Annotated in this window: 15 protein-coding genes; 8 read left to right on the top strand and 7 right to left on the bottom strand. The window is 74.9% G+C overall.

What is annotated here, in order from left to right; all coding sequences use genetic code 11:
- Positions 1 to 65: 65 nt before the first annotated feature.
- The 3 genes from purF to ACWDR0_RS06635 all read right to left on the bottom strand — a co-directional run bounded on the left by purF (position 66) and on the right by ACWDR0_RS06635 (position 7,502).
- Positions 66 to 1,487, bottom strand: coding sequence for an amidophosphoribosyltransferase (gene purF / locus ACWDR0_RS06645; RefSeq protein WP_456350540.1), 1,422 nt, complete (start codon positions 1,485 to 1,487; stop codon positions 66 to 68).
- A gap of 106 nt (positions 1,488 to 1,593) precedes the next feature.
- Positions 1,594 to 2,394 carry a thioesterase II family protein gene (locus ACWDR0_RS06640; protein WP_456350539.1) on the bottom strand — a complete coding sequence of 267 codons (801 nt, stop codon included), beginning with the start codon at positions 2,392 to 2,394 and terminating at the stop codon, positions 1,594 to 1,596.
- Entirely contained in the window at positions 2,391 to 7,502 is a 5,112-nt protein-coding gene (locus tag ACWDR0_RS06635) for an amino acid adenylation domain-containing protein (protein WP_456350538.1), read from the bottom strand. Before ACWDR0_RS06635 ends, ACWDR0_RS06640 begins: the two co-directional genes overlap by 4 nt.
- Positions 7,503 to 7,881: 379 nt before the next feature.
- On the opposite strand from ACWDR0_RS06635, the gene ACWDR0_RS06630 reads away from it, so the two are divergent.
- The 5 genes from ACWDR0_RS06630 (at position 7,882) to ACWDR0_RS06610 (ending at position 13,201) form a co-directional block, all read left to right on the top strand.
- Positions 7,882 to 9,513 (top strand): (2,3-dihydroxybenzoyl)adenylate synthase, encoded by a 1,632-nt coding sequence (locus ACWDR0_RS06630; protein ID WP_456350537.1) that lies wholly within the window; start codon positions 7,882 to 7,884, stop codon positions 9,511 to 9,513.
- Between the two features lie 74 nt (positions 9,514 to 9,587).
- Entirely contained in the window at positions 9,588 to 11,093 is a 1,506-nt protein-coding gene (locus ACWDR0_RS06625) for a salicylate synthase (protein ID WP_456350536.1), read from the top strand.
- Positions 11,094 to 11,121: 28 nt separating this feature from the next.
- Positions 11,122 to 11,766, top strand: coding sequence for a TetR/AcrR family transcriptional regulator (locus tag ACWDR0_RS06620; RefSeq protein WP_456350535.1), 645 nt, complete (start codon positions 11,122 to 11,124; stop codon positions 11,764 to 11,766).
- A gap of 56 nt (positions 11,767 to 11,822) precedes the next feature.
- A complete protein-coding gene (locus tag ACWDR0_RS06615; RefSeq protein WP_456350534.1) occupies positions 11,823 to 12,290 on the top strand; it encodes a BlaI/MecI/CopY family transcriptional regulator in 468 nt (155 codons plus the stop codon).
- On the top strand, positions 12,287 to 13,201 hold the full coding sequence (locus ACWDR0_RS06610) for a M56 family metallopeptidase (protein ID WP_456350533.1): 915 nt from the start codon (positions 12,287 to 12,289) through the stop codon (positions 13,199 to 13,201). Before ACWDR0_RS06615 ends, ACWDR0_RS06610 begins: the two co-directional genes overlap by 4 nt.
- A gap of 107 nt (positions 13,202 to 13,308) precedes the next feature.
- Here ACWDR0_RS06610 and ACWDR0_RS06605 read toward each other — a convergent pair whose 3' ends face one another.
- Positions 13,309 to 13,743: a VOC family protein gene (locus tag ACWDR0_RS06605; protein WP_456350532.1), complete on the bottom strand. Its 435-nt coding sequence runs from the start codon at positions 13,741 to 13,743 to the stop codon at positions 13,309 to 13,311.
- A gap of 106 nt (positions 13,744 to 13,849) precedes the next feature.
- Between ACWDR0_RS06605 and ACWDR0_RS06600 the strand changes: the two genes are divergently transcribed.
- Both ACWDR0_RS06600 and ACWDR0_RS06595 read left to right on the top strand, forming a co-directional pair.
- Positions 13,850 to 14,281: a hypothetical protein gene (locus tag ACWDR0_RS06600; protein ID WP_456350531.1), complete on the top strand. Its 432-nt coding sequence runs from the start codon at positions 13,850 to 13,852 to the stop codon at positions 14,279 to 14,281.
- Positions 14,282 to 14,365: 84 nt separating this feature from the next.
- Positions 14,366 to 15,271, top strand: coding sequence for a class I SAM-dependent methyltransferase (locus ACWDR0_RS06595; protein WP_456350530.1), 906 nt, complete (start codon positions 14,366 to 14,368; stop codon positions 15,269 to 15,271).
- A gap of 101 nt (positions 15,272 to 15,372) precedes the next feature.
- Here the strand turns inward: ACWDR0_RS06595 and ACWDR0_RS06590 are convergent, their stop codons facing one another.
- From ACWDR0_RS06590 to ACWDR0_RS06580, 3 genes are read right to left on the bottom strand one after another with little or no spacing between them, the layout of a single operon-like run.
- Positions 15,373 to 16,473: an NAD(P)-dependent alcohol dehydrogenase gene (locus ACWDR0_RS06590; protein ID WP_456350632.1), complete on the bottom strand. Its 1,101-nt coding sequence runs from the start codon at positions 16,471 to 16,473 to the stop codon at positions 15,373 to 15,375.
- A gap of 2 nt (positions 16,474 to 16,475) precedes the next feature.
- Complete coding sequence (locus ACWDR0_RS06585; protein WP_456350529.1) at positions 16,476 to 17,888, bottom strand: aldehyde dehydrogenase family protein; 1,413 nt, start codon at positions 17,886 to 17,888, stop codon at positions 16,476 to 16,478.
- Positions 17,885 to 18,634 (bottom strand): (5-formylfuran-3-yl)methyl phosphate synthase, encoded by a 750-nt coding sequence (locus ACWDR0_RS06580; protein WP_456350631.1) that lies wholly within the window; start codon positions 18,632 to 18,634, stop codon positions 17,885 to 17,887. The genes ACWDR0_RS06585 and ACWDR0_RS06580 overlap by 4 nt, the downstream gene beginning before the upstream one ends.
- Before the next feature lie 602 nt (positions 18,635 to 19,236).
- On the opposite strand from ACWDR0_RS06580, the gene ACWDR0_RS06575 reads away from it, so the two are divergent.
- A complete protein-coding gene (locus ACWDR0_RS06575; RefSeq protein WP_456350528.1) occupies positions 19,237 to 20,034 on the top strand; it encodes an SAM-dependent methyltransferase in 798 nt (265 codons plus the stop codon).
- The last annotated feature ends 37 nt before the right edge of the window (positions 20,035 to 20,071 follow it).

The raw sequence follows: 20,071 nt of genomic DNA, 5'->3' as shown, positions 1-20,071 counted from the left end.
TCGCGGGGGCGGGGGCCGCGGCGGCCGTGGGCGCGGTGCCCCTGGTGCCGTAGTAGGGCGACGGCTCAGCGCCCCCGCCGGGGAAGGACCTCTTCGCGGAGGTCCACCGCCGTCGGGAACCGGCCGTCCAGACACGCGGTGCAGTGGGTGTCCGTCCCGCCGCCGACCGCGCCGACGAGCGCGTCCAGCGGGAGGAACTCCACACTGTCGCACCCCAGATGTCCGGCCAGCCGGTCCTGCGGGACCCGGGCGGCGAGCAGGGTCTCGCCCCGCCCGGTGTCGATGCCGTAGAAGCACGGCCAGCGGTGCGGCGGGGACGCGATCCGCAGATGCACCGCCCGCGCCCCGGCCGTACGGAGCATCGCGACGACCGCCGACATCGTGGTGCCCCGGACCAGCGAGTCGTCGACGAGGACGACGGAGCGTCCGGCGACGGCGGCGGGTACGGCGGACAGCTTCCGCCGCACCGCGGCCTCGCGGCCCGCCCGGTCTGCGGTGATGAACGAACGGCCGACGCCCTCGTGCCGCAACAGCCCCTGCACACCGGGCAGCCCGGCCCGCCAGGCGTAGCCGTCGGCCGCCACCCGGGCCGTCTCGGGCACGGCCACCACCACATCGGCGGACGGTGGCGGCGGCGCGTGCCGGGCGAGCGCCCGCCCGGCCGCGTACCGGGCCGCGTAGACGCTCCGGCCGCCGATCCGTGAGTCGGCGCGGGCGAAGTAGACATGCTCGAAGACGCAGGAGGCGCGGCGGGCGCCCGGCACGTCGAGCCTGCCGCCGCGCAGTCCGGAGGCATCGGCCTCCAGCACCTCCCCGGGCTCCACCTCCCGCAGAAACCTTCCGCCGGCCGCCGCGATCGCCGCCGACTCCGATGCCAGCAGCCAGGAATCGTCCAGCCGGCCCAGACACAGGGGCCGGAAGCCGTGCGGGTCGCGTACCCCGTACATCCGCCTGCCGTCGGTCAGCACCAGCGAGTACGCGCCGGTGACATGCGGCAGTACCCGGTGCAGCGCCTGGGACAGCCCGGCGCCGCCTGCCATGGCCGCGCCCAGCATCCGGCCGAGTACGACGGTGTCGGTGGCCCCCGGCGGGAGCCCCAGCTCCGCACGGGACCCGGGGGTGTGCACGAGCGTGCCGTTGTGCGCGAGGGCGATCCGCCCGTGCCCCGGGCCCGCCTCCACCACCACGGGCTGGGCCGGTTCCCCGTCGTCGCCGGGGCCGCCCGAGGTCGCGTACCGGACATGCCCGACGGCCCCGGCGGCGTCCGGCGGCGCCGGACGGGCGGGTTCGGGGAAGACCTCGGTCACCCGGCCGGGGCCGGTGCGGCGCTCGATGGTGCCGCCGCTCCGGCAGAGGGCGATCCCGGCGCTCTGCTGCCCCCGGTGCTGGAGCGCGATGAGCATGGTGCGCACCAGGGGTACGGCGGGGCCCCAGACGCCGGCCACCCCGCAGGCCTCGCGCGGTTTGGCCAGCGGGTCGTCGTTCACCTGCGACCGCCGTCGCCGGGCCGGAGCCCGCCGTGAGGTGTGTCCTTGCCGAGCGCGCCCACGCGTCCTCCTGGTCGGTAGCTTCTTGAGGGCCCTGGCCCGCGGCTCAGGGGGTGGAGGCGGGTCCGCCGCCCCGGCCGCCGTGCACACCGAGCGCGGTGAGCAGATACGCGATCACCTCGGAGCGGCGCTCGCTCAGATAGAAGTGGCCGCCGGGCATGACCCGCAGGGTGAAGGTGCCGGTGGTGGCCGCCCGCCAGCCTTCGGCGAGCCGCCGCGGCGCCTCGGGGTCGTGGCTGCCCACCAGGGCGGTCGTGGCGCAGTCCAGCGGCGGGCCCGCGCGGTAGCGGTAGCGTCCGATGAGCCGGTAGTCGCCCCGGATGGCGGGCAGCAGCGCCGACCTGATCCCCGGGTCGTCGAAGAGGGCCGGGTCGGTGCCGCCGAGCCGGGCCAACTCCCGTACCAGGGTGTCGTCGTCCCGGAGCGGGCCGGAGTCGGGCACGGCGGTGAAAGGGGCGGGGCGGGCCGAGACGAAGAGATGGCGTACGAGGCCGGGGGAGCGGTGGTGCAGCCGCCGGGCCACCTCGAAGGCGACGGACGCGCCCATGCTGTGCCCGAAGAGCACCAGCGGGACGTCGCCCGCCCCGGCGACGGCTTCGGCGAGCGGATCGGCCAGTTCGTCCATCCGTACCGGTACGGGTTCGCCGAGCCGGTCGTCGCGCCCCGGGTACTGCACGGCCAGCAGTTCGACGCCGGTGGGCAGCTCCCGCGGCCAGGGGTAGAAGAAGCGGGCGGAGCCGCCCGCGTGCGGGAAACAGACCAGCCGGAGCCGGGGGCGGCGGCGGGGGCGGGGGCCGCGCAGCCACTGCCGGGCGAGTCCGGCGGTGCCGGGGGCGACGGGGTTCACCGGCCCGTCACCTCCGTACCTGCGGCGGTACCCGGGTCCGGCCGCGCGCCCACGGGCATACCCGGTCCCGCGCCCGTGTCCGTGCCTGGCTCCGGTTCCGCGTCCGCGCCCGGCTCGCGACCCGCGACCGTCGCCGTACCGGCGGGTGCGCCCGCGACCGCCTCCGTACCGGGGCCATCCGGCCCGCCCGTGCCCGCCTCGGCGACTTGCTCCGGGCCCTCCGTCTCCGCGCGGCGCAGCCGTTCGGCCACCGAGGCGACCGTCGGGCGGCGCACCATGGTCCGCAGCAGTTCGTCGAAGGGCAGGACATCCGCCCCGGGCACCTCGCGCCGCAGCCGCCCGATGAACCGGGCGACGAGCAGGGAATCGCCGCCCAGTTCGTAGAAGTCGTCGTCGCGGGCCACCCCGCGGACATCGAGCAGCTCCTCCCAGAGCCGGGCCAGCGCGCGCTCCCGTTCGTCCAGCAGCGGCGCGGAGCGTGCCGGGTCATCGCCGCGCCCCTCGGCGACCCAGGAGAGCACGGTCGCCCGGTCGACCTTGCCGTTGGCGCTGAGCGGCAGCTCCTCCACGGTCTCGATACGGGCGGGGATCATGTACTCGGGGAGCTGCTCGGCGAGATGGTCGCTCAGATCCTCCAGGTCGATATCGGCCCGGTCCCGGTTGAAGGTGGCGGCGATCAGCCGCTGGCCGAAGGCGGCCAGCGGGGAGCCGTCCTCGGGCAGGACCAGCACCGCCTGCGCCCCGGCCGCGGTGAGGAGTTCACGCCACTCGTCCGCGTCGAAGAAGGTCCGGTCGCGGCCCCGGCGGCGGTCCAGGAAGTCGCCTTCGTCGTCCGGGTCCTCCCCGTCGAGCCGGATCAGGAACTCCATCCAGGTCATCAGGTCGGGCCGGTCCACGGTGAGTTCGGTCAGCACCAGCCAGCCCCCGGGCGCCAGCAGCTCCCGCAGCCCGGCGAGCGCGGCGTCGATGTCCCGGGCGTTGTGCAGCGCATTGGCGATCATGATCAGGTCGAAGCTCTGTGCCCGGTGTCCCTGGCCCCGGTAGCCGCTGTTGAAGTCGAACAGCCCGTAGCGCAGCCAGGGGTGGGCGGCGAAGCGCGCCCGGGCCTCGTGGAGGAAGAACTGCGAGACGTCGGTGAAGAGGTAGTCGGGCTCCATACCGGGCCCGCCCGACGCGCCGGGCAGCGCGGCGATCATCTGCTCGGTCGTCGCGCCGACCCCGGCGCCGGCCTCCAGGACGCGCAGCGGCCGTCCCGGCGGGGTACCGGCCGCCACCCGGGCGGCGAGCGCGGCGGCCGCGTGATTGAGATACCGCATGATCGCGTTATCGGCGTAGAGCGCCCGCGCGGCCTCCGGCTCGCCGTCCGGGAAGAGCAGCCGGACCTGGTCGAGTTCGCCGCGCAGCAGCTCCGGCAGCCGCCGCATGCTCTCGGCGATCAGGGCGTGCACGGGAGCGGTCCACAGTGCTCCCGTGCCCTCGCTCTCCAGCCGCGCCAGCTCCTCCGCCGGCCGCTGCGCGCCGACGGGCTGGAGTTCGCGGTAGCGGCCGGTGGCCGGAGAGCGGCGGACGAGCCCGGCGCCCTCCAGGGCGGTGAGCCAGCGGCGTACGATCCGGCGGTTCCGCGGCGGCACCCCGGTCCGCCGCAGCACCTCCTCGGCGGTCGGGTCCGGGGCGCCGGCCGGGAAGGCACCCAGGGCGCGCAGGGCCGCGGCCATGGCGGTGAACGCGATCTCGTCCAGCCGCTGCCGGTCCTTGTCGATCCGGGCGAGCGCGCTCTCGCCCGCGGCCCGTGCGGCGGCTTTCGCTCCGGCTGCGTGGGCCGCGCGGGCCAGTTCGCGGGCCTCGACGGCGGCCCCGGGGTCGCCGTCGGCGGGGGTGCGGCGGCTGCCGGTGACCACGGCGGCGAGCCTCCGGCCCGCGGTGTGCGTGCCGTCGACGACGACGGCCGCGGAACCGACGTCGGGGTGGGCGAGCAGGGCGCTTTCGACCTCGGCGAGTTCGATGCGGTGCCCGCGCACCTTGACCTGGGTGTCCTCCCGGCCGAGGAATTCGATCGTGCCGTCCGGCAGATAGCGGCCGAGGTCCCCGGTCCGGTAGAGCCGCTCCCCGGTGACGGGGTGGGTCGGGAACCGCTCGGCGGTGCGCCGTTCGTCGCCGAGATAGCCGAGGGCGACGCCCGTACCGCCGATGTACAGCTCGCCCGGGACGAGGTCGGGGCGGTGGCGCAGCGCGGCGTCGAGGACATGGAAGGTCTGGTTGGCCAGTGGCCGGCCGTAGGGGATGCTGCGCCAGTCGGCCGGGACCTCGCCGATCGGGAAGGCGATCGACCAGATCGCGGCCTCCGTGGCGCCGCCGAGACCGATCAGGCGCAGGCCGGGACACCGGGACCGGACGGCGTCGGGGAGGGTGACGGGTATCCAGTCTCCGGAGAGCAGGGCCAGCCGCAGGGCCGACAGGTCGAGCGAGGGGTCGCTCTCGGCGTAGTGGTGGAGCATCTGGAGCTGCGCGGGTACGGAGTTCCAGAAGGTGACCCGGTGGCGGGCGACCAGTTCGGCCCAGTGCGAGGGGTCGCCGCGCCGGTCCGGGTCGGGCAGGACGAGGCTGCCGCCCGCGCCGAGGACGCCGAAGATGTCGTACACCGACAGGTCGAAGCCGAGGGCGGCGAGGGCGAGCCCCCGGTCGCCCGCCGTGACCGCGTACCGCTCGGTGATGTCGCGGACGGTGTTGAGCGCGCTGCGATGACTGATCATCACCCCCTTGGGGCGGCCGGTGGAGCCCGAGGTGTAGATGGTGTACGCGAGGTCCTCGGGGCCGGTGGAGGGAGAGGGCAGCGGGGTGCCGTCCGGGGCCGGGGCCAGCGTGTCGACCTCGATGACATGGGGGAGGGCGGAGAAGTCCTCGAAGGCGGCCAGCCGGGAGTGGGCGAGCACGGTGCGCACCCCGGCGTCGGCGAGTATGCCGTCACGGCGGGCGGGCGGCTGATTGGTGTCCACGGGCAGATAGGCGCCGCCCGCGAGAAGCACCCCGAGGACCGCGGCGATCTGCTCCCAGCCCTTGTCGAGGACGACGGCGACGGGTTCGCCGCCCCGGATGTCCCGGTCGCGCAGTCCGGTGGCGACGGCGACCGCACGGGACAGGAGTTCGGCATGGCTCATCCGGCCGTCCGTGCCCCAGAGCAGGGCGGTGCGCTCACCCGCCCGCCGGGCGGCCTCGACGGCGTCCTCGTGGAGCAGCCTGCCGCGGGCCCCCGCGTCGGTGCGGGCGTCGGCGGTGTCGTTGGCGCGTTCGCGGACCGTGCGCTGCGCCTCGGGCAGCAGCGCGGGCACGGGACCGGTCCAGGCCGCGTCGTCCGCGGCGAGGACGGTCAGCAACTGCTCGTACGCGCCGAACATGGTGTCCAGCAGGCCGTCGGGGAAGAGTTCGTCGGCGGCGTCCCAGGCGAGCAGCAGCCCGTCCGCGTCCTCGTACACCTGGTGGTCGAGCCAGACCTGCGGGGTCTGGGAGACCATCCAGCCGAACGAGCCCAGGGTCTCGCGGAAGGGCCGGGCGACGAACTCGGAGCCGATATTGCTGGCGAAGACGACGGGGGCGGTGGGCCGTTCGCCGGGGCGGGCGCGGGCGAGGTCGCGCAGGACGTCCACGGCCGGGTACTCGGCGTGGGCGGCGTCCTGCTGGAACCGGGCCTGGAGGGCGCGGGCCCGGTCGGCGAAGGAGCCGCCGCCCGAGGTGTCCGCCGTGACCAGTACGAGGTTGGTGAAGTCGGCGATCAGCGACCCGGCGCCGGGGTGGACGTCCTGGCGGTTGAAGAGCGGCAGGTTGAGGGTGAAGCGCTGCTGGGCGCTCCAGGCGCCGAGCACCTCGGCGTAGGCGGCGGCCAGGGCCATGGCGGGGGTGATGCCGTGAGCGCGGGCCCGTCCGGTGAATCCGCGCCACTGGGCAGGGGTGAGCCGGGCGCCGCGGCGGCTGAACCGGGGGGCCTCGACGCGCTCGGGGTCGGCGGCGAGCGGCAGGGCGGGACCGCCGGGCAGCTCGTGGAGCCGCTCCTGCCAGTAGGCGCGGGCCTTGTCCGCGGTGGGGCGGGGGCGCGCGGCGAGGTCGCCGAGATAGCGGGCGAAGGAGTACGCCGGTTTCCCGGACGCCTCCGACGACTCTGACACCCCCGAGGCCCCCGCGGCCCTGGGTTCCCCGGACACCCCTGACGCCCCGGATGCCTCGGACGTCCCGGGCTCCGCCGGACCGCCCGGTGCGCCGTCTCCGGCGCGCGGGCCCCCGCGGTAGCACTCGGCCAGCTCGGCGAGCAGCAGCTGGATGCTGAGGACATCGGCGACGAGCAGGTCGATGCCGAAGTGGATCCGGGTGGCGCCGCCGGGCCGCAGCGAGAGCCGGACGTCGAGGACATGCCCGGCGGCGACGTCGAAGCGGCGGTGCGAGAGTGCGGCCCTGACGTCCTCCAGGGACCGTTCCGCCCGCTCCGGAGACTGCTCGCGCAGATCGTGCACGGTCAGGCCCGGCCAGGGCGAATCGGGCGCCACCTGCTGGGTTCCGTCGTCCAGGAAGCGGGCGCGGAGCATGCCGTGGCGGGCGAGGAGGGTGCGTACGGCCGCTTCGAGGCGGTCGGGGCGTACCCCCTTCCCGTCGAACTCGATATAGGCGTGGCAGCCGTTGCCGCCGAGCGGCCGGCCGTCCTGGCGGCCGAGCCAGTACGCCTGCTGGACCGGCGTCAGCGGGAAGGGGCGCGACTCGTCGAGGTCCGGGGTGTCGTCCGAGTCCGGGGCGTCCGGGCCTCCCCGGACGGCGGCTCCGGCGGCGGCCGCGCCCCCGGGACCTGCCGCGGGACCGGCCGCGGGAGCGAGACCGGCGCCCGGCAGCGCGCCGATCAGCCGGGTCCAGGCCGCGATGGTCGGCTCCCCGGCCAGCGCCGCGTAGTCCACCTCGAACCCGGCCGAACGCCAGTGCCCCACCAGCGCCATGGTGCGGATCGAGTCGAGTCCGTGCGCGATCAGATTGTCCGTATCGGCCGGCGCGTCGGGGGAGTCCGGGGGAAGGCCGAGCACCTCGGACAGGGCCTCGCGGATCTGGCGTGCTACAGCGGGATCGCGGTGCGTCATCGCTGTCCTCTCCTCGCTTCCTCGCCGACGGTTTTACCGGCGATTCAAAAGGGTGCGTGGGGGAATTCGTCGGGTTCGCCGTAACGCCCCGGTGCTGCTTCCGTCGGGCCAACCTAAAACATCACGCGCGTTCCGCGGAAGGAAGGTGCTCGAAGGTGTAATACCCGCCAGGAGAGTGTCGGAATTAGGCGATCAATCCTATTAAATACGCCGGAAGTTGCCCTGATTCCATCTGATTCCGCCGGACACTTTGCCTGTTCGTTATCGAGTGGTTATTGACGTTCCGTCTTTGCGGAAGCCAGATTCTTTACGGAGGGGTAAGGGTTATGGGATTCCTTGCCGGGAAAATCGATAAGAAGGGGTGTGAATCCTCGTGGACATGGTTCCGTGGCCCGCGGAATTCGCCGAGCGGTACCGGCGGGCCGGATACTGGCTCGGCCGCCCGCTGGGCGAGCTGCTGCGCGAGCGGGCGCGTGCGCGCCCCGGCGCCCCCGCCCTGCTGAGCGGCGACCGCACCTGGAGCTACGCGGAGCTGGACGAGCGCGCCGACCGGCGTGCCGCCGGGCTCGCCCGCCTCGGCATCCGCCCCGGCGACCGGGTGGTGGTCCAGCTCCCCAACATCCCGGAGATGCTCACCCTGCTCTTCGCCCTCTTCCGCCTGGGCGCCCTGCCCGTCCTCGGACTGCCCGCCTACCGCCGCAGCGAGGCAGTCCACCTCGGCACCACCACCGGAGCCGTCGCGTACGTCGTCCCCGACACCGACCCGGCCACCGGTTTCGACTACCGGGACCTCGCCACCGAGGTACGCGCCCGGGTCCCCTCCCTGCGCCATGTCCTGGTGGCAGGCGACCCCGGCCCGCACACCGCCCTCGCGGAGCTGGACGCCGCCCCGCGCCCGCTGCCCGCGCCGCCCGCGGACACCACCGCGCTCCTCCTGGTCTCCGGCGGCACCACCGGACTGCCCAAACTGATCCCCCGCACCCACGACGACTACTTCTACAACCTGCGCGCCAGCGCCGAGGTCTGCGCCCTCGACGAGCGGAGCGTCTATCTCGCGGTGCTGCCCGCCGGCCACAACTTCCCGCTCGCCTGCCCCGGCGTCCTCGGCACCCTCCACGCCGGCGGCGCCGTCGCCCTCTGCCCCTCCCCGAGCCCCGAGACCGCGTTCGCCGCCGTCGAACGCCACCGGGCGACCGTCACCGCCGTGGTACCGCCGCTCGCCGCGCTGTGGGTCCAGGCCGCCCGGTGGAACACCGCCGACATCAGCAGCCTCGACCTCCTCCAGATCGGCGGCGCCCGCCTCTCCCCGGAGGCCGCCCGGCTCGTCCCGCCCGCCCTCGGCTGCGAACTCCAGCAGGTGTTCGGCATGGCGGAAGGGCTCCTCAGCTACACCCGGCGCGGCGACGACCCCGAGACCGCCGCCACCACCCAGGGACTGCCGCTCAGCCCCGCCGACGAACTGCGCATCGTGGACGACGAGGACCGCGAGGTCGCCCCCGGCGCCGTCGGCAGGCTCCTCACCCGCGGCCCGTACACCCTGCGCGGCTACTACCGCGCCGAAGCGCACAACCTCACCGCCTTCACCGACGACGGCTTCTACCGCACCGGCGACCTCGTACGCCTCACCACCGGCGGCCGGCTCGTCGTCGAGGGCCGGGAGAAGGACCTCGTCAACCGGGGCGGCGACAAGGTCCCGGCCGATGAACTCCAGAACCACCTCCGCGCCCACCCCGCCGTACTCGACGCCGCCGTGGTGCCGCTCCCCGACCCCTACCTCGGCGAACGCACCTGCGCCTGTCTGCTGCTGCGCGAAGGGCACCGGGAGGCGGCCGGACTGACCGACTTCCTCCACGAACGCGGACTCGCCGCCTACAAGATCCCCGACGTGGTGCGCATCTGCGACTCCTTCCCCCTCACCAGCGTGGGCAAGGTCGACAAACGCGCACTCGTCCGCAGCCTGACCAACGGGCCCGCCCCGGGCCCGCGGGCCACCGCCCGTCCACCGCGGTGACCCGCCCGGTGCCGGTGAACCCGGCCCCAGGCGACCGCCGCGGACCCGACGACCTCCGACCCCGAGGAACCCCCATGGCCGAGCGCCGGCGCTACTCCGAAACCACCGTCCCGGTCACCGGCGACCCCCTGCACCTCGCCACCCGTCTCGCCCGGCGCGGGCCGTACGAGCAGTACGTGGTCTACGAGCGGCCCGGCGAGTGGTGCTACGCCGCCGGGGCCGAGGCCGAACTCACCCTCCGCCCCGGCCTCGCCGAACTGCGCACCGGCACCCGGCACACCACCGAGCCCTGGACCGGCGACCCCCTCACCCCGGTCCGCCGGCTCCTCGCCGCCCTCCCCGTCGAGAACTGGCGCGCCTACGGGTGGGCCGCCTTCGAGCTGTCGTACGCCCTCGACGGCCGCCCGGCCCGCCCCGCGGCCCCCGTACCCGCCCCCGGCGCAGCCGCCCCCGGATCCGGGGAACCCGCTCCCGGCGCACCACTGCTGCACCTTCTCGTACCCGCCGTCGAAGTACGGATCGGCGACGGTACGGCGCTCATCCGTGCCACCGACCCCGCCATGGCCGAGAGGATCGGACGGCTGCTGCGGACCACCCGGCCCGCACCCGCCCCGGCCCCCGCGCTCCGCGTCGATGTCGCCGCCCAGGGCAAGGAGGGCTACGAGAAGGCCGTGTCCGCCGCCGTGGCCGCGATCCGCGGCGGCGAACTGCACAAGGTCATTCTCTCCCGCACCGTCGAAATCGCCGGGGACGTCGACCTGATCGCCACCTATGCGACCGGACGCGGCGCCAACGACCCCGCCCGCTCCTTCCTGCTGCGCCTCGGCGGACTCCGGGCCGCCGGATTCAGCCCCGAGACCGTGGTCGAGGCCGCCGCCGACGGCACCGTCTCCACCCAGCCGCTCGCCGGCACCCGCGCCCTCACCGGCGACCCCGAGCGCGACGCCGCCCTGCGCGCCGAACTCCTCGCCGACGCCAAGGAGGTCTACGAGCACGCCATCTCCGTCCAGGTGGCCTGGAACGAGATGACCGGGGTCTGCGCCCGGGAGTCCGTCCGGGTCGAGGAGTTCATGACCGTCAAACGCCGCGGCAGCGTCCAGCACATCGCCTCCCGGGTCACCGGCAGCCTCGCGGACCGGACCCGCGGCCCCTGGCCCGCGCTCGCGGCCGTGTTCCCCGCCGTCACCGCCTCCGGCGTACCCAAGACCGCGGCCTACGACCTCATCCGGCAGTACGAGACCGAACCCCGCGGCCTCTACAGCGGCGCCGTCCTCATGGTCGGCGCGGACGGCGAACTCGACGCGGCCCTGGTGCTGCGGACCGTCTACCAGCGCGAGGGCCGCACCTGGCTGCGGGCCGGCGCCGGGATCGTCGGCGCCTCCCGCCCCGAGCGCGAGTTCGAGGAGACCTGCGAGAAGCTGCGCAGCGTCTCCCGGCATCTCGTCCCGGCCCCGGGCCCGTCCGGCGCGGCGGTCCGGGGCCCGGCGCCCGGCCCGGCGGAGGGTGCGCGCGGGCCCGTGAACGGGGCGGCGCGGCAGCCCGCCGCCGGGCCCCCGGGCACCGCCGCCGATTCTGGCTGAGGGCGGGGCGTTGACGTACCCTCCCCCCATGCCCACGAGTTCCAGCCGCCGGACGCCGTCCGGTTCCGCCGGCCGTCCGGCGCCCGGACCGTCCGGCGGAGCCGCCCGACGCCGCGCCGACGCCGAACGCAGCATCGTCTCGATCGTCGCCGCCGGGCTGGAGTGCTTCCGCGAGGACCCCAACGCCAGCATGACCGCCGTCGCCCGGGCCGCCGGCGTCAGCCGGGTCACCCTGTACGCGCACTTCCCCTCCCGGGAGGAGCTGTTCGAGGCGGTCCTCGCCTACTCCGTCAGCGAGGCCGACCGGGCGCTCGCCGCCCAGGAGCTGGACACCGGGCCCGCCGACGAAAGCATGGTCCGCATGATCCGCTCCTGCTGGCGGATCCTCGACCAGCACTCCCATCTGGTCACCGCATCCGAGGGCCTGGTGGGCGAACCGCGCCGCCGCCGCCAGCACCGCATGGTCCTGGACCGCGTCGACCGCCTCATCGCCCGCGGCCAGGAGGAGGGCGTCTTCCGCACCGACCTGCCGCGCCCCTGGCTGGTCACCGTCTTCTACAGCCTGCTCCACTCGGCGGCGGCCGAGACCACCGCCCGCCGGCTGCGCGCCAAGGAGGCCGCCGCCGTCCTGGAGACCACCCTGCTCGCCACCCTCCGCAAACCGGCCGTCTAGGACCCGCCGGAACCGCTCGCTATGATCACAGGCGCAGGCGGGAGGGGCGGGCGACGATGTGGAATCTGGGCAGTCTCGAGGCCGAGGTGATGGACCGGATCTGGTCCGCCGCCGAGCCCGTCACGGTCCGCGAGGTGAGCGGCGAGATCAATTCCGCCAGGGCCCAGCCCCTGGCGTACACCACCGTGATGACCACCATGTACAAGCTCTTCCGCAAGGGCTGGCTCACCCGTGACAAACGCGGGAAGCAGTACGTGTACGCCCCCGTCGAAGCCCGCGACGCCTGCGTCGCCCGGCTGATGAACCAGGTGCTCGGCGACAGCGCGGACCCCGATGTGGCGCTGCTCCACTTCGTCCAGGGCCTCGGCTCGGAGCGTTCGACCGCGCTGCGCTCCGCCCTGCACCGGCTCCCCGGCGACCCCGTGGCCGGAGCGGCACCGGAATCCGGGCCGGGAGCCGCGGAACCGCGGGACGGCCGGGACGGCCGGGACGGCCACCGTCACGACTGCGACCGCGACACATGATCCAGATCGCGCTGCTGACCGGCTATCTGGTGGTGTGCGCGATCTGGATGCCCCGGCTGCTGTCCGGGGCCGCGTGGACCTCGCGCTATCCGCGTGCCGCGCTCGCCGTCTGGGCCGGACTCCTCGCCGCGGTCTGCGCCGCCGTCGCGGCGCTCGGGCTGACCGCGCTGGGTCATCTCCTGTGGAGCGGCGCCGGGTTCACCACGATGCGCTGCTGTACGGAGCTGGGCCGCGCGGCGCTCAGCAACGGGCTGGCGGTGTTCTGCGCCGCGGGCGCGGCGGTCCTGGCCGGGGTGGTACTGCGCGGCATCGTTGTCGCAACGGGCACCTTCCGGCGGCTGCGCAAGGGCTGGCGGGGGCATGTCGCCGTGCTCGACCTGCTGGCCCGACCGCTGCCCGGCCTGCCCGCCGTCGCCCTGGAGCACGCCGCGCCCGCCGCCTACTGCGTACCCGCGCGGGGCGGCCGGGTGGTGCTCACCTCGGGAGCGCTGAACAAACTGCCCCCGGCGTCCGTCGCCGCCGTCGTCGAACACGAGCGGGCCCACTTACGGGGCCGCCATCATCTGATGGCCGCCGTGACGGTCTCGCTCGCCCGGGCCTTCCCCCGGGTACCGCTCTTCCGGCTCGCCCGCCCCGCCACCGCCTGGCTCGTCGAACTGGCCGCCGACGACCACGCGTCGCGCCGGTGCCGCTCCGAGACGGTCGCCACGGCGCTCTCCGTCCTGACGGCCGCCCCGGCCGGCACGGTGGGACTCCAGGCCGCCGCCGACTCGACCGGCCTCCGGATCGTCCGGCTCCGCCGCGCCCCCGCGACCGGGGCGGGCCAGACCCTGGCGGCGACGGGCGGCTTCCTCACCGCCGTCGCCCCGACCGCGCTCGCCGTGGCCCGGGTTTGGACGGGCGGCTGCTGACGGCGGGGCCGACGGCCGTCCGTAACCGGGCCGGTCCGCAGTCCGGCGGAGGGCTTTCCAGAAGCCCCATCCACCCTGGCGCATCTCCGCGCCGGAGGCGGACCGGCTCAGTCCAGACAGAACTCGTTGCCCTCGACGTCCCGCATCACCAGGCACGACTCGTTCACACCGTCCGCGACGAGCAGCTCCACGCGCTCCGCGCCGAGCGGGATCAGCCGGGCGCACTCGGCCTCCAGGGCGGCCAGCCGCTCGGCGCCCTTCAGCCCGGTGCCGACACGGACGTCGAGGTGCAGCCGGTTCTTGACCACCTTGCCCTCGGGGACACGCTGGAAGTACAGCCGGGGACCCTTCCCGGTGGGGTCGGAGCAGGAGGCCCCCTGGTCCTGCTGCTCGGGCGGCAGGGTGAGGTCGTACTCGGCCCAGGTGGCGAAGCCCTCCGGCGGTGACGGTACGACATACCCCAGCACCTCCGCCCAGAACCGGGCGACCCGCTCGGGGTCCGCGCAGTCGAAGGTGATCTGAACTTCTCTGATCGACGCCATCGGGCCATCGTAAAGGCGAGCTCCGGCCGCTTCCACAGGATTTCTTCCGGCCCCGGCCCGGGCCGCCGCGGGAACCGGTACGGCGTGGGGGGTGTCATGTCCGTTCATGAACATGGACACCACGGTCACGGCCGCACAGAAGCCGAAGCTTCCCGCCTTCCTGCCCCTGGCGGGTGCCGCGTTGCTCGGAGCCGCCGTGGGGATCGCGGGCTGGTACCTGACCGCATGGGCCCGCCAGTACTGCATGCCCGATGAGGACGCGGGCGGCAGCATGGAGGTGAACGTACTGTTCCTCTTCCTCCCGGGGGCGAGCGTCGCCCTCGCGCTCGCGTCGTTGCTCACCGGGCGGCTGCTGACCCGCCGGGCTCCCACGGCCGTCCGTGTCGCCGTGTCCGTGGTCCTGATCGTGGTGGTGACGGTCCTGTTCGCCTGGTGGGTCTTTGCGACCCGCGGCACCATCGACGGGTATCCGACGCTCGCCGATACCTGTCCCGCGAGCAACATCCCGCCGCGGTGGCCGAACTGGATACCCGCCTGAGTCGCCCGTTCGGGTGAAAGAAGTGGGCGCGGCTCTGCGAGGCGGGCCGGGGTGTGTATGTCTCGTGTCGGCTGGGGAGGGCTGATGACGGACACGGCATACGGGACCACGGGTACGGACGGCGTCCACGGGGGCGTCGGTGTGACGGCGCTGCTGGTGGCTGCGGCACGGGCGATCGAGAGCCATCGCCACGACAGCCTGGCGCGGGACGGGTACGCCGAGCACTTCGTGCGTGCCGCGCCCGCGTCCGTGGGCTGGCCGGTGCGGCCGGACCAGGTGGCGGGCGGGGAGGCCAATCCGCTCTGGGGGCGGTTCGCCCGGTACTTCGGGCTGCGGACCCGGGTGCTCGACGACTTCCTGCTGCGGTCGGTGGCGGGCGGGGCCCGTCAGGTGGTGCTGCTCGGGGCGGGGCTGGACTCCCGGGCGTTCCGGCTGGACTGGCCGGACGGCTGCACGGTCTTCGAGGTCGACCGTGCCGGGGTCCTCGCGTTCAAGGACGAGGTGCTCGGCGGGGTGTCCGCCGTGCCGAAGGCGGCCCGGGTGACCGTACCGGCCGATCTGCGCGACGACTGGGTCACGGAGCTGACCGGGGCCGGCTTCGACCCGGCCGCGCCGAGCGTCTGGCTGGCCGAGGGGCTGCTGTTCTATCTGCCCAGGACCGCCGAGACCCGGCTCGTCGGCCTGGTGGACCGGCTGAGCGCCGCGGGCAGTGCCCTGGCGTACGAGGTCAAACTGGAGAAGGACCTGCTGGAGTACCGGGACAGCCCGATCTACACCGCGACCAGGGAGCAGCTCGGGATCGACCTGCTGGACCTCTTCGCGCTGGAGGACCGGCCCGACTCCGCGGGCGAGCTGGCCGGCCGGGGCTGGTCCACCACCGTCCACACGCCCTTCGAGTTCAGCCGCCGCCACGGGCGGGGCCCGCTGCCCGAGGCGAACGACGCCCTGGAGGGCAACCGCTGGGTGTTCGCGGCCAGAGCACGCGGATAGGGCACGCGCATAGGGCACCCGGACAGGACGCGCGGCCGGAGCGCGGCGCGGCCCGGCCGCCGTATCGCCGTATCGCCGTCGGGCCCGGTGCGCCGCCGTCGTCAGCCCGCGCCCTTCGGCAGCAGCACCGGTTTGACCACCCGGCCCGCCTCGAAATCCCGTTCGGCCGTTTCGATCCGGGCGAGGGGATACGTACGGATGAGCCGGTCGAAGGGGAAGAGTCCGGCCCGCCAGAGCGCCGTCAGCCTCGGGATCAGCACCCCGGGGACCGCGTCCCCCTCGCAGAGGTGGGAGATTCCGCGCCCCTGGTCCAGGGTGCCCGGGGCGAGGGGGAGCGGGGTGGTGAGCCGGGCCGCGAGCGCCAGCCGGCCGGTGGGGCGCAGGGCCCGCAGCGCGTCGTTGATCAGCTCGGGGGAGGCGGTGGTGTCCAGCGCGTACCGGGCGCCGCCGCCCGTCAGCCGGCGTATCCGCTCGGGCAGCGCGGGCGTCGAGGCGGACAGCGGTATCGCGCCGCACCGTTCCGCGAGGGCCAGCCGTCCGGGATGCCGGTCGACGGCCACGCTCACCGCCCCGGCGGCCGTCGCCGCCAGCACCGCGGCCAGCCCCACCGCCCCGGCCCCGTAGACCGCGACCGTGTCGCCGGGGCCCGCGGCGAAGGTGTTCAGGACCGCCCCGGCGCCGGTGAGGAAGCCGCAGCCCAGCGGGCCGAGCAGCTCGACCGGCAGATCCGGGTCGACCACGACGGCGTTACGGGCCGGGACCACGGCGTACTCGGCGAACGAGGACTGGCCGAACCACCGGGGCGCCAGGGCGCCCCCGGCGGCGTCGGTGAAGCGGGCGGCGTGCTCCGCGCGCCCGCCGAAGAGATTGAGCGAGGCGAAGGACTCGCAGTAGGCGGGGGCCGCCAGCAGGCAGTTCGGGCATCGCCCGCAGGAGTCGAAGCTCAGCACCACATGGTCACCGGGCCGGTGACCGGTATCCGGTCCGCCGGTCGCCACCACGGTCCCGGCCCCCTCGTGGCCGAGGACCGCCGGCAGCGGGGTCCGGCCCGCGGAGCGCCGTACCGCGAGATCCGTCCGGCACATCCCGCAGCCCGCGATCCGGACCAGCAGCTCGCCGTCGGCGGGCCCGGACCTCAGTACGACGTCCTCGACGGTGAACCGCCCGTCGTACGAGCGCAGGACGGCGGCGCGGAACGTCAGGCTCACGGCTCCTCCGGGCGGTGGACCACGAACGGACCGAGCTGGGCGTACAGTCCCCACGGCCCGCCCGCGACACCGACCCCGCTCTCCTTGGTGCCCGCGAAGGGCTGGTGGAGGGAGAGTTCGGCGTGGTGGTTGAGCCATACCGTGCCGCACTCCAGCCGGTCCGCGACGGCCTCGGCCCGGTCGAGATCGGTGCCCCATACCGAGCCGCCGAGTCCGAAACCGGTGCCGTTGGCGGCGTCGACGGCCTCGTCGAGGCTCCGGTACGGCAGCACCGGCAGCACCGGTCCGAACTGTTCCTCCGTCACCACGGGGCTCTCCGGCGGGACGCCGGTCAGCACGGTCGGTTCGAAGAAGTAGCCCGGCCGGTCCGGCCGGTGTCCGCCGGACGCGGCCCGCGCGCCGTCCGCCAGGGCGCGCGCGGTGAGGCGTTCGACCCGGGCCAGCGCCGGGGCGTTGCTCACCGGCCCCATCCCGGTCTCCGGGTCCAGGCCGGATCCCACAACGGTCGCCTCGGCACGCTCGGCGAGGGCCTCGACGACCCGGGAGTGGAGCCGGGCCGGGGCGTAGACGCGTTTCACCGCCATGCAGACCTGGCCGCAGTTGCGGAAGGCGGCCCGGAACAGCCGGTCCGCGATCCGCCCGACGTCCACATCGTCCAGCAGGACGGCGGCGTCGTTGCCGCCCAGCTCCAGGGTGACCGGGGTCAGCGCTTCCGCCGCACCCCTGGCCACGGCCCGGCCGGTGGCGGCCGACCCGGTGAAGGACACCCGGCGGATCCCCGGATGCGACACCAGGCGGGCGCCCAGCGGCTCCCGGCCGGTGACCACCGTCAGTACGCCGTCGGGCAGCGCGGTCCGGACCACCTCGGCCAGCAGCCGGGTGGCCAGCGGGGTGTACGGGGACGGTTTCAGCACCATCGTGTTGCCCGCCGCGAGCGCGGGCGCGAACTTCGCCGACGCGAGCTGGAGGGGGAAGTTCCACGGCACGATCGCGGCGACGGGACCGACGGAGCGCCAGCGGATCTCGCTCCGTACCGGTCTGCCGTCCGCGATCCGCAGGGTCCCGGGGGCGAGTTCGGCGAAGTAGCGGAGCCGAGCCGCGGTCCGGGTGATCTCGGCGTACGACTCGGCCAGCGGTTTGCCCTGTTCCCGGGTGAGCAGCGGGGCGAGCTGGTCGCCCGCGGCCACCACGGCGTCGGCGGCCGCGAGCAGTGCCGTGGTCCGGGCGGCCGGGTCCGCGCGCCAGCCCGGCCAGGCCGCGCGGGCCCGTGCCACGGCGGCGTCCAGTTCCTCCGGGCCCTGGTCGGGGGCCTCGTCGAACGGTTCGCCCGTCGCCGGATCGACGACCGCGAAACGCCCTCCCCGCGCCGCCGCCCGGCGGAGCCCGTTCCCCGGTGTTCCCGTGGTCATCCCGCTGCCGGGCCGGCCGCGAACTCCCGGGCGTGCCGGTCCATCTCCGCCCGGAACTCGGCGACCAGAGCGGGCCGGATCCGTCCGGTGTTGCGGTCGCCGCCGTCGCAGACCGCGCCCCGCACGCCGACGATGTCGGTGCCGATACGGGTCAGTTCGCGGAGGTCCTCCCGGCGGACGCTGCCCGCCAGGGCGGCCAGCAGCCCGGCGCCGTGGGCGAGCCGGACGAACTCCCCGCAGACGTCCGGCGGAAGGTGGTCGAAGAGCCGTGTCCCGTCCTTGACGGCGGTGTCGAGCATCGCCACGTCGGCGCCCGCGCGACGGGCGACATCGGGGAGGGCCAGCGGGCCGAGACAGCCGATGCGGTGGGCGTCGGCGTAGCCGGAGGCGACCACGAGCGCGTCCGGCCGGTGGTCCTTGACCGCCCGGACCACCCCGCTCATCACCTCGACGGCCTGATCCGGGGTCGTGCACCCGTAGAGACCGACCTTGATGTACGTGGCGCCGGAGACGGCCGCGCCCAGGGCGGCCTGGGCCACCGTGCCGGGCTTGTACGGCACGTCGCCGACGGTGGCCGAGACCGGCTTGTCCGCGGGGACCGCGTCGCGGACCGCCCGGATCACCCAGGGGAAGTTGGCGCCGAGAGAGCCCTCGTCGGGCTTCTTGACGTCGACGATGTCGAGGTGCTCCGCCGCCTTCGCGCACTCCAGGGCCTCTTCGACACCGTCCGGGGAGATGAGAAGCAACACGGTGGGCTCCTTCCGCCGGTGCCGCCGCCCCCGGGCGCGGGGGAACGGTGGCTTCCGGATCTCTGACGGTCGGTTCCGGTTCCGTTCTGGTTCCGTTCCGGTTCCTTCATCATTCCGGCGCCGCCGCGGTACCCGGTAGGGCGCGAACCGGCCGCCCGCGGGCGCCGTACCGGTCACCGGGTGCGGGTCACCAGGCGCCGGTCACCTGCCGCACGGTGGTGACACAGGCACAGCGGCCCGCCGCCCGCTCACCCTCTGCGCCCCGCCTCGAAGGGTGCGGCGGCCCCCGCGGGGCCCTCCAGGGGTTCCGCATGCGGACCGTTCTGCGGGACGTGTTCGGTCCCGGGCCCGGGACCGGACGCGGTGGGTCCGGGCCGCCGGGCCCGTCCCCGCCGCCCGGGCCCGTCAGTCGCCGCCCCTGTCCTCTCCGCCCGTGGTCCCGTCCCGCTGTCCGTGCGAGGCGGTGTCCCGGGGCGGACGGACTTCCCCCGGGGGGATCCCCCGGCACGGGAGGTCCGCCGCGTCCGCCCGGAGCCCGGTGCGGAAGGATGGCGATCACTCGTACGGCCGTACGGCATGGAGATGCAAGGGGGACGCCGATGGAGGCGCAGCGGTCCAGGGTGCTGCCGGAACAGATAGACACCGGCACGCCCCACTCGGCGCGGGTCTGGAACTACTGGCTCGGCGGGCGCGACAACTATGCCGTCGACCGGGCGCTCGGCGCCCGGCTGGGCAGAAGCTATCCGCGGATCGTCGACATCGCGCGGGAGTCACGGCGGTTCCAGACCAGGGCGGTACGCCAGGTCGCCCTGCGGTACGGCATCCGGCAGTTCCTCGACCTCGGCACCGGGCTCCCGACCGCGGACGCGACGCACGAGACCGCGCAGACCGTCGACCCCTCGGCGCGGATCGCCTATGTCGACAACGACCCGATCGTGCTGGCCCACGCCCGGGCCCTGCTCGTCGGGCGCCCCGAGGGCGTCACCACCTATGTCCACGCCGACTTCGGCGATCCGGAGACCGTGCTCGCCGCGGTGGAGGGCGTGCTGGACCGGGCCCGGCCGGTGGCCGTGATGCTGCTCTCCACCCTCGGGCACATCACGGACGACACCCGGGCCGCCGGGCTGATCCGCGCCTATCTCGGGGCCTTTCCGGCGGGCAGCGCGCTGATCCTCTGCGACACCGTCGAGACGCCCGAGACCCGGGCCGCCGCCGAGGACTACTCCAGCGGGGGCGCCGCGCCCTATGTCTCCCGGCCGGCCGCGACCCTGCGCTCCTTCGCCGACGGGCTCGAACTGGTCGAACCGGGCTTCGGTTCGATCAGCCTCTGGCACCCGGACGCACCGCCGTCCGGTGAACCCGTCGACCAGTGGGGCTTCGTCGGCCTCAAACCCTGACCCCGGACGGGCCCGGGCCGGCCCGGGCCGGCCGGGC

The organism is Streptomyces sp. NPDC003691 (assembly GCF_053981115.1).
The sequence above is the reverse complement of the archived record's forward strand: the minus strand, read 5'-3'. Positions and strand labels throughout refer to the sequence as shown.

Coding starts and splice junctions, on each gene's coding strand:
- ACWDR0_RS06635 (WP_456350538.1), bottom strand. CDS start 7,502: ATGACGCACCGCGATCCCGCTGTAGCACGCCAGATCCGCGAGGCCCTG.
- ACWDR0_RS06630 (WP_456350537.1), top strand. CDS start 7,882: ATGGTTCCGTGGCCCGCGGAATTCGCCGAGCGGTACCGGCGGGCCGGA.
- ACWDR0_RS06625 (WP_456350536.1), top strand. CDS start 9,588: ATGGCCGAGCGCCGGCGCTACTCCGAAACCACCGTCCCGGTCACCGGC.
- ACWDR0_RS06620 (WP_456350535.1), top strand. CDS start 11,122: ATGCCCACGAGTTCCAGCCGCCGGACGCCGTCCGGTTCCGCCGGCCGT.
- ACWDR0_RS06615 (WP_456350534.1), top strand. CDS start 11,823: ATGTGGAATCTGGGCAGTCTCGAGGCCGAGGTGATGGACCGGATCTGG.
- ACWDR0_RS06610 (WP_456350533.1), top strand. CDS start 12,287: ATGATCCAGATCGCGCTGCTGACCGGCTATCTGGTGGTGTGCGCGATC.
- ACWDR0_RS06605 (WP_456350532.1), bottom strand. CDS start 13,743: ATGGCGTCGATCAGAGAAGTTCAGATCACCTTCGACTGCGCGGACCCC.
- ACWDR0_RS06600 (WP_456350531.1), top strand. CDS start 13,850: ATGAACATGGACACCACGGTCACGGCCGCACAGAAGCCGAAGCTTCCC.
- ACWDR0_RS06595 (WP_456350530.1), top strand. CDS start 14,366: ATGACGGACACGGCATACGGGACCACGGGTACGGACGGCGTCCACGGG.
- ACWDR0_RS06585 (WP_456350529.1), bottom strand. CDS start 17,888: ATGACCACGGGAACACCGGGGAACGGGCTCCGCCGGGCGGCGGCGCGG.
- ACWDR0_RS06575 (WP_456350528.1), top strand. CDS start 19,237: ATGGAGGCGCAGCGGTCCAGGGTGCTGCCGGAACAGATAGACACCGGC.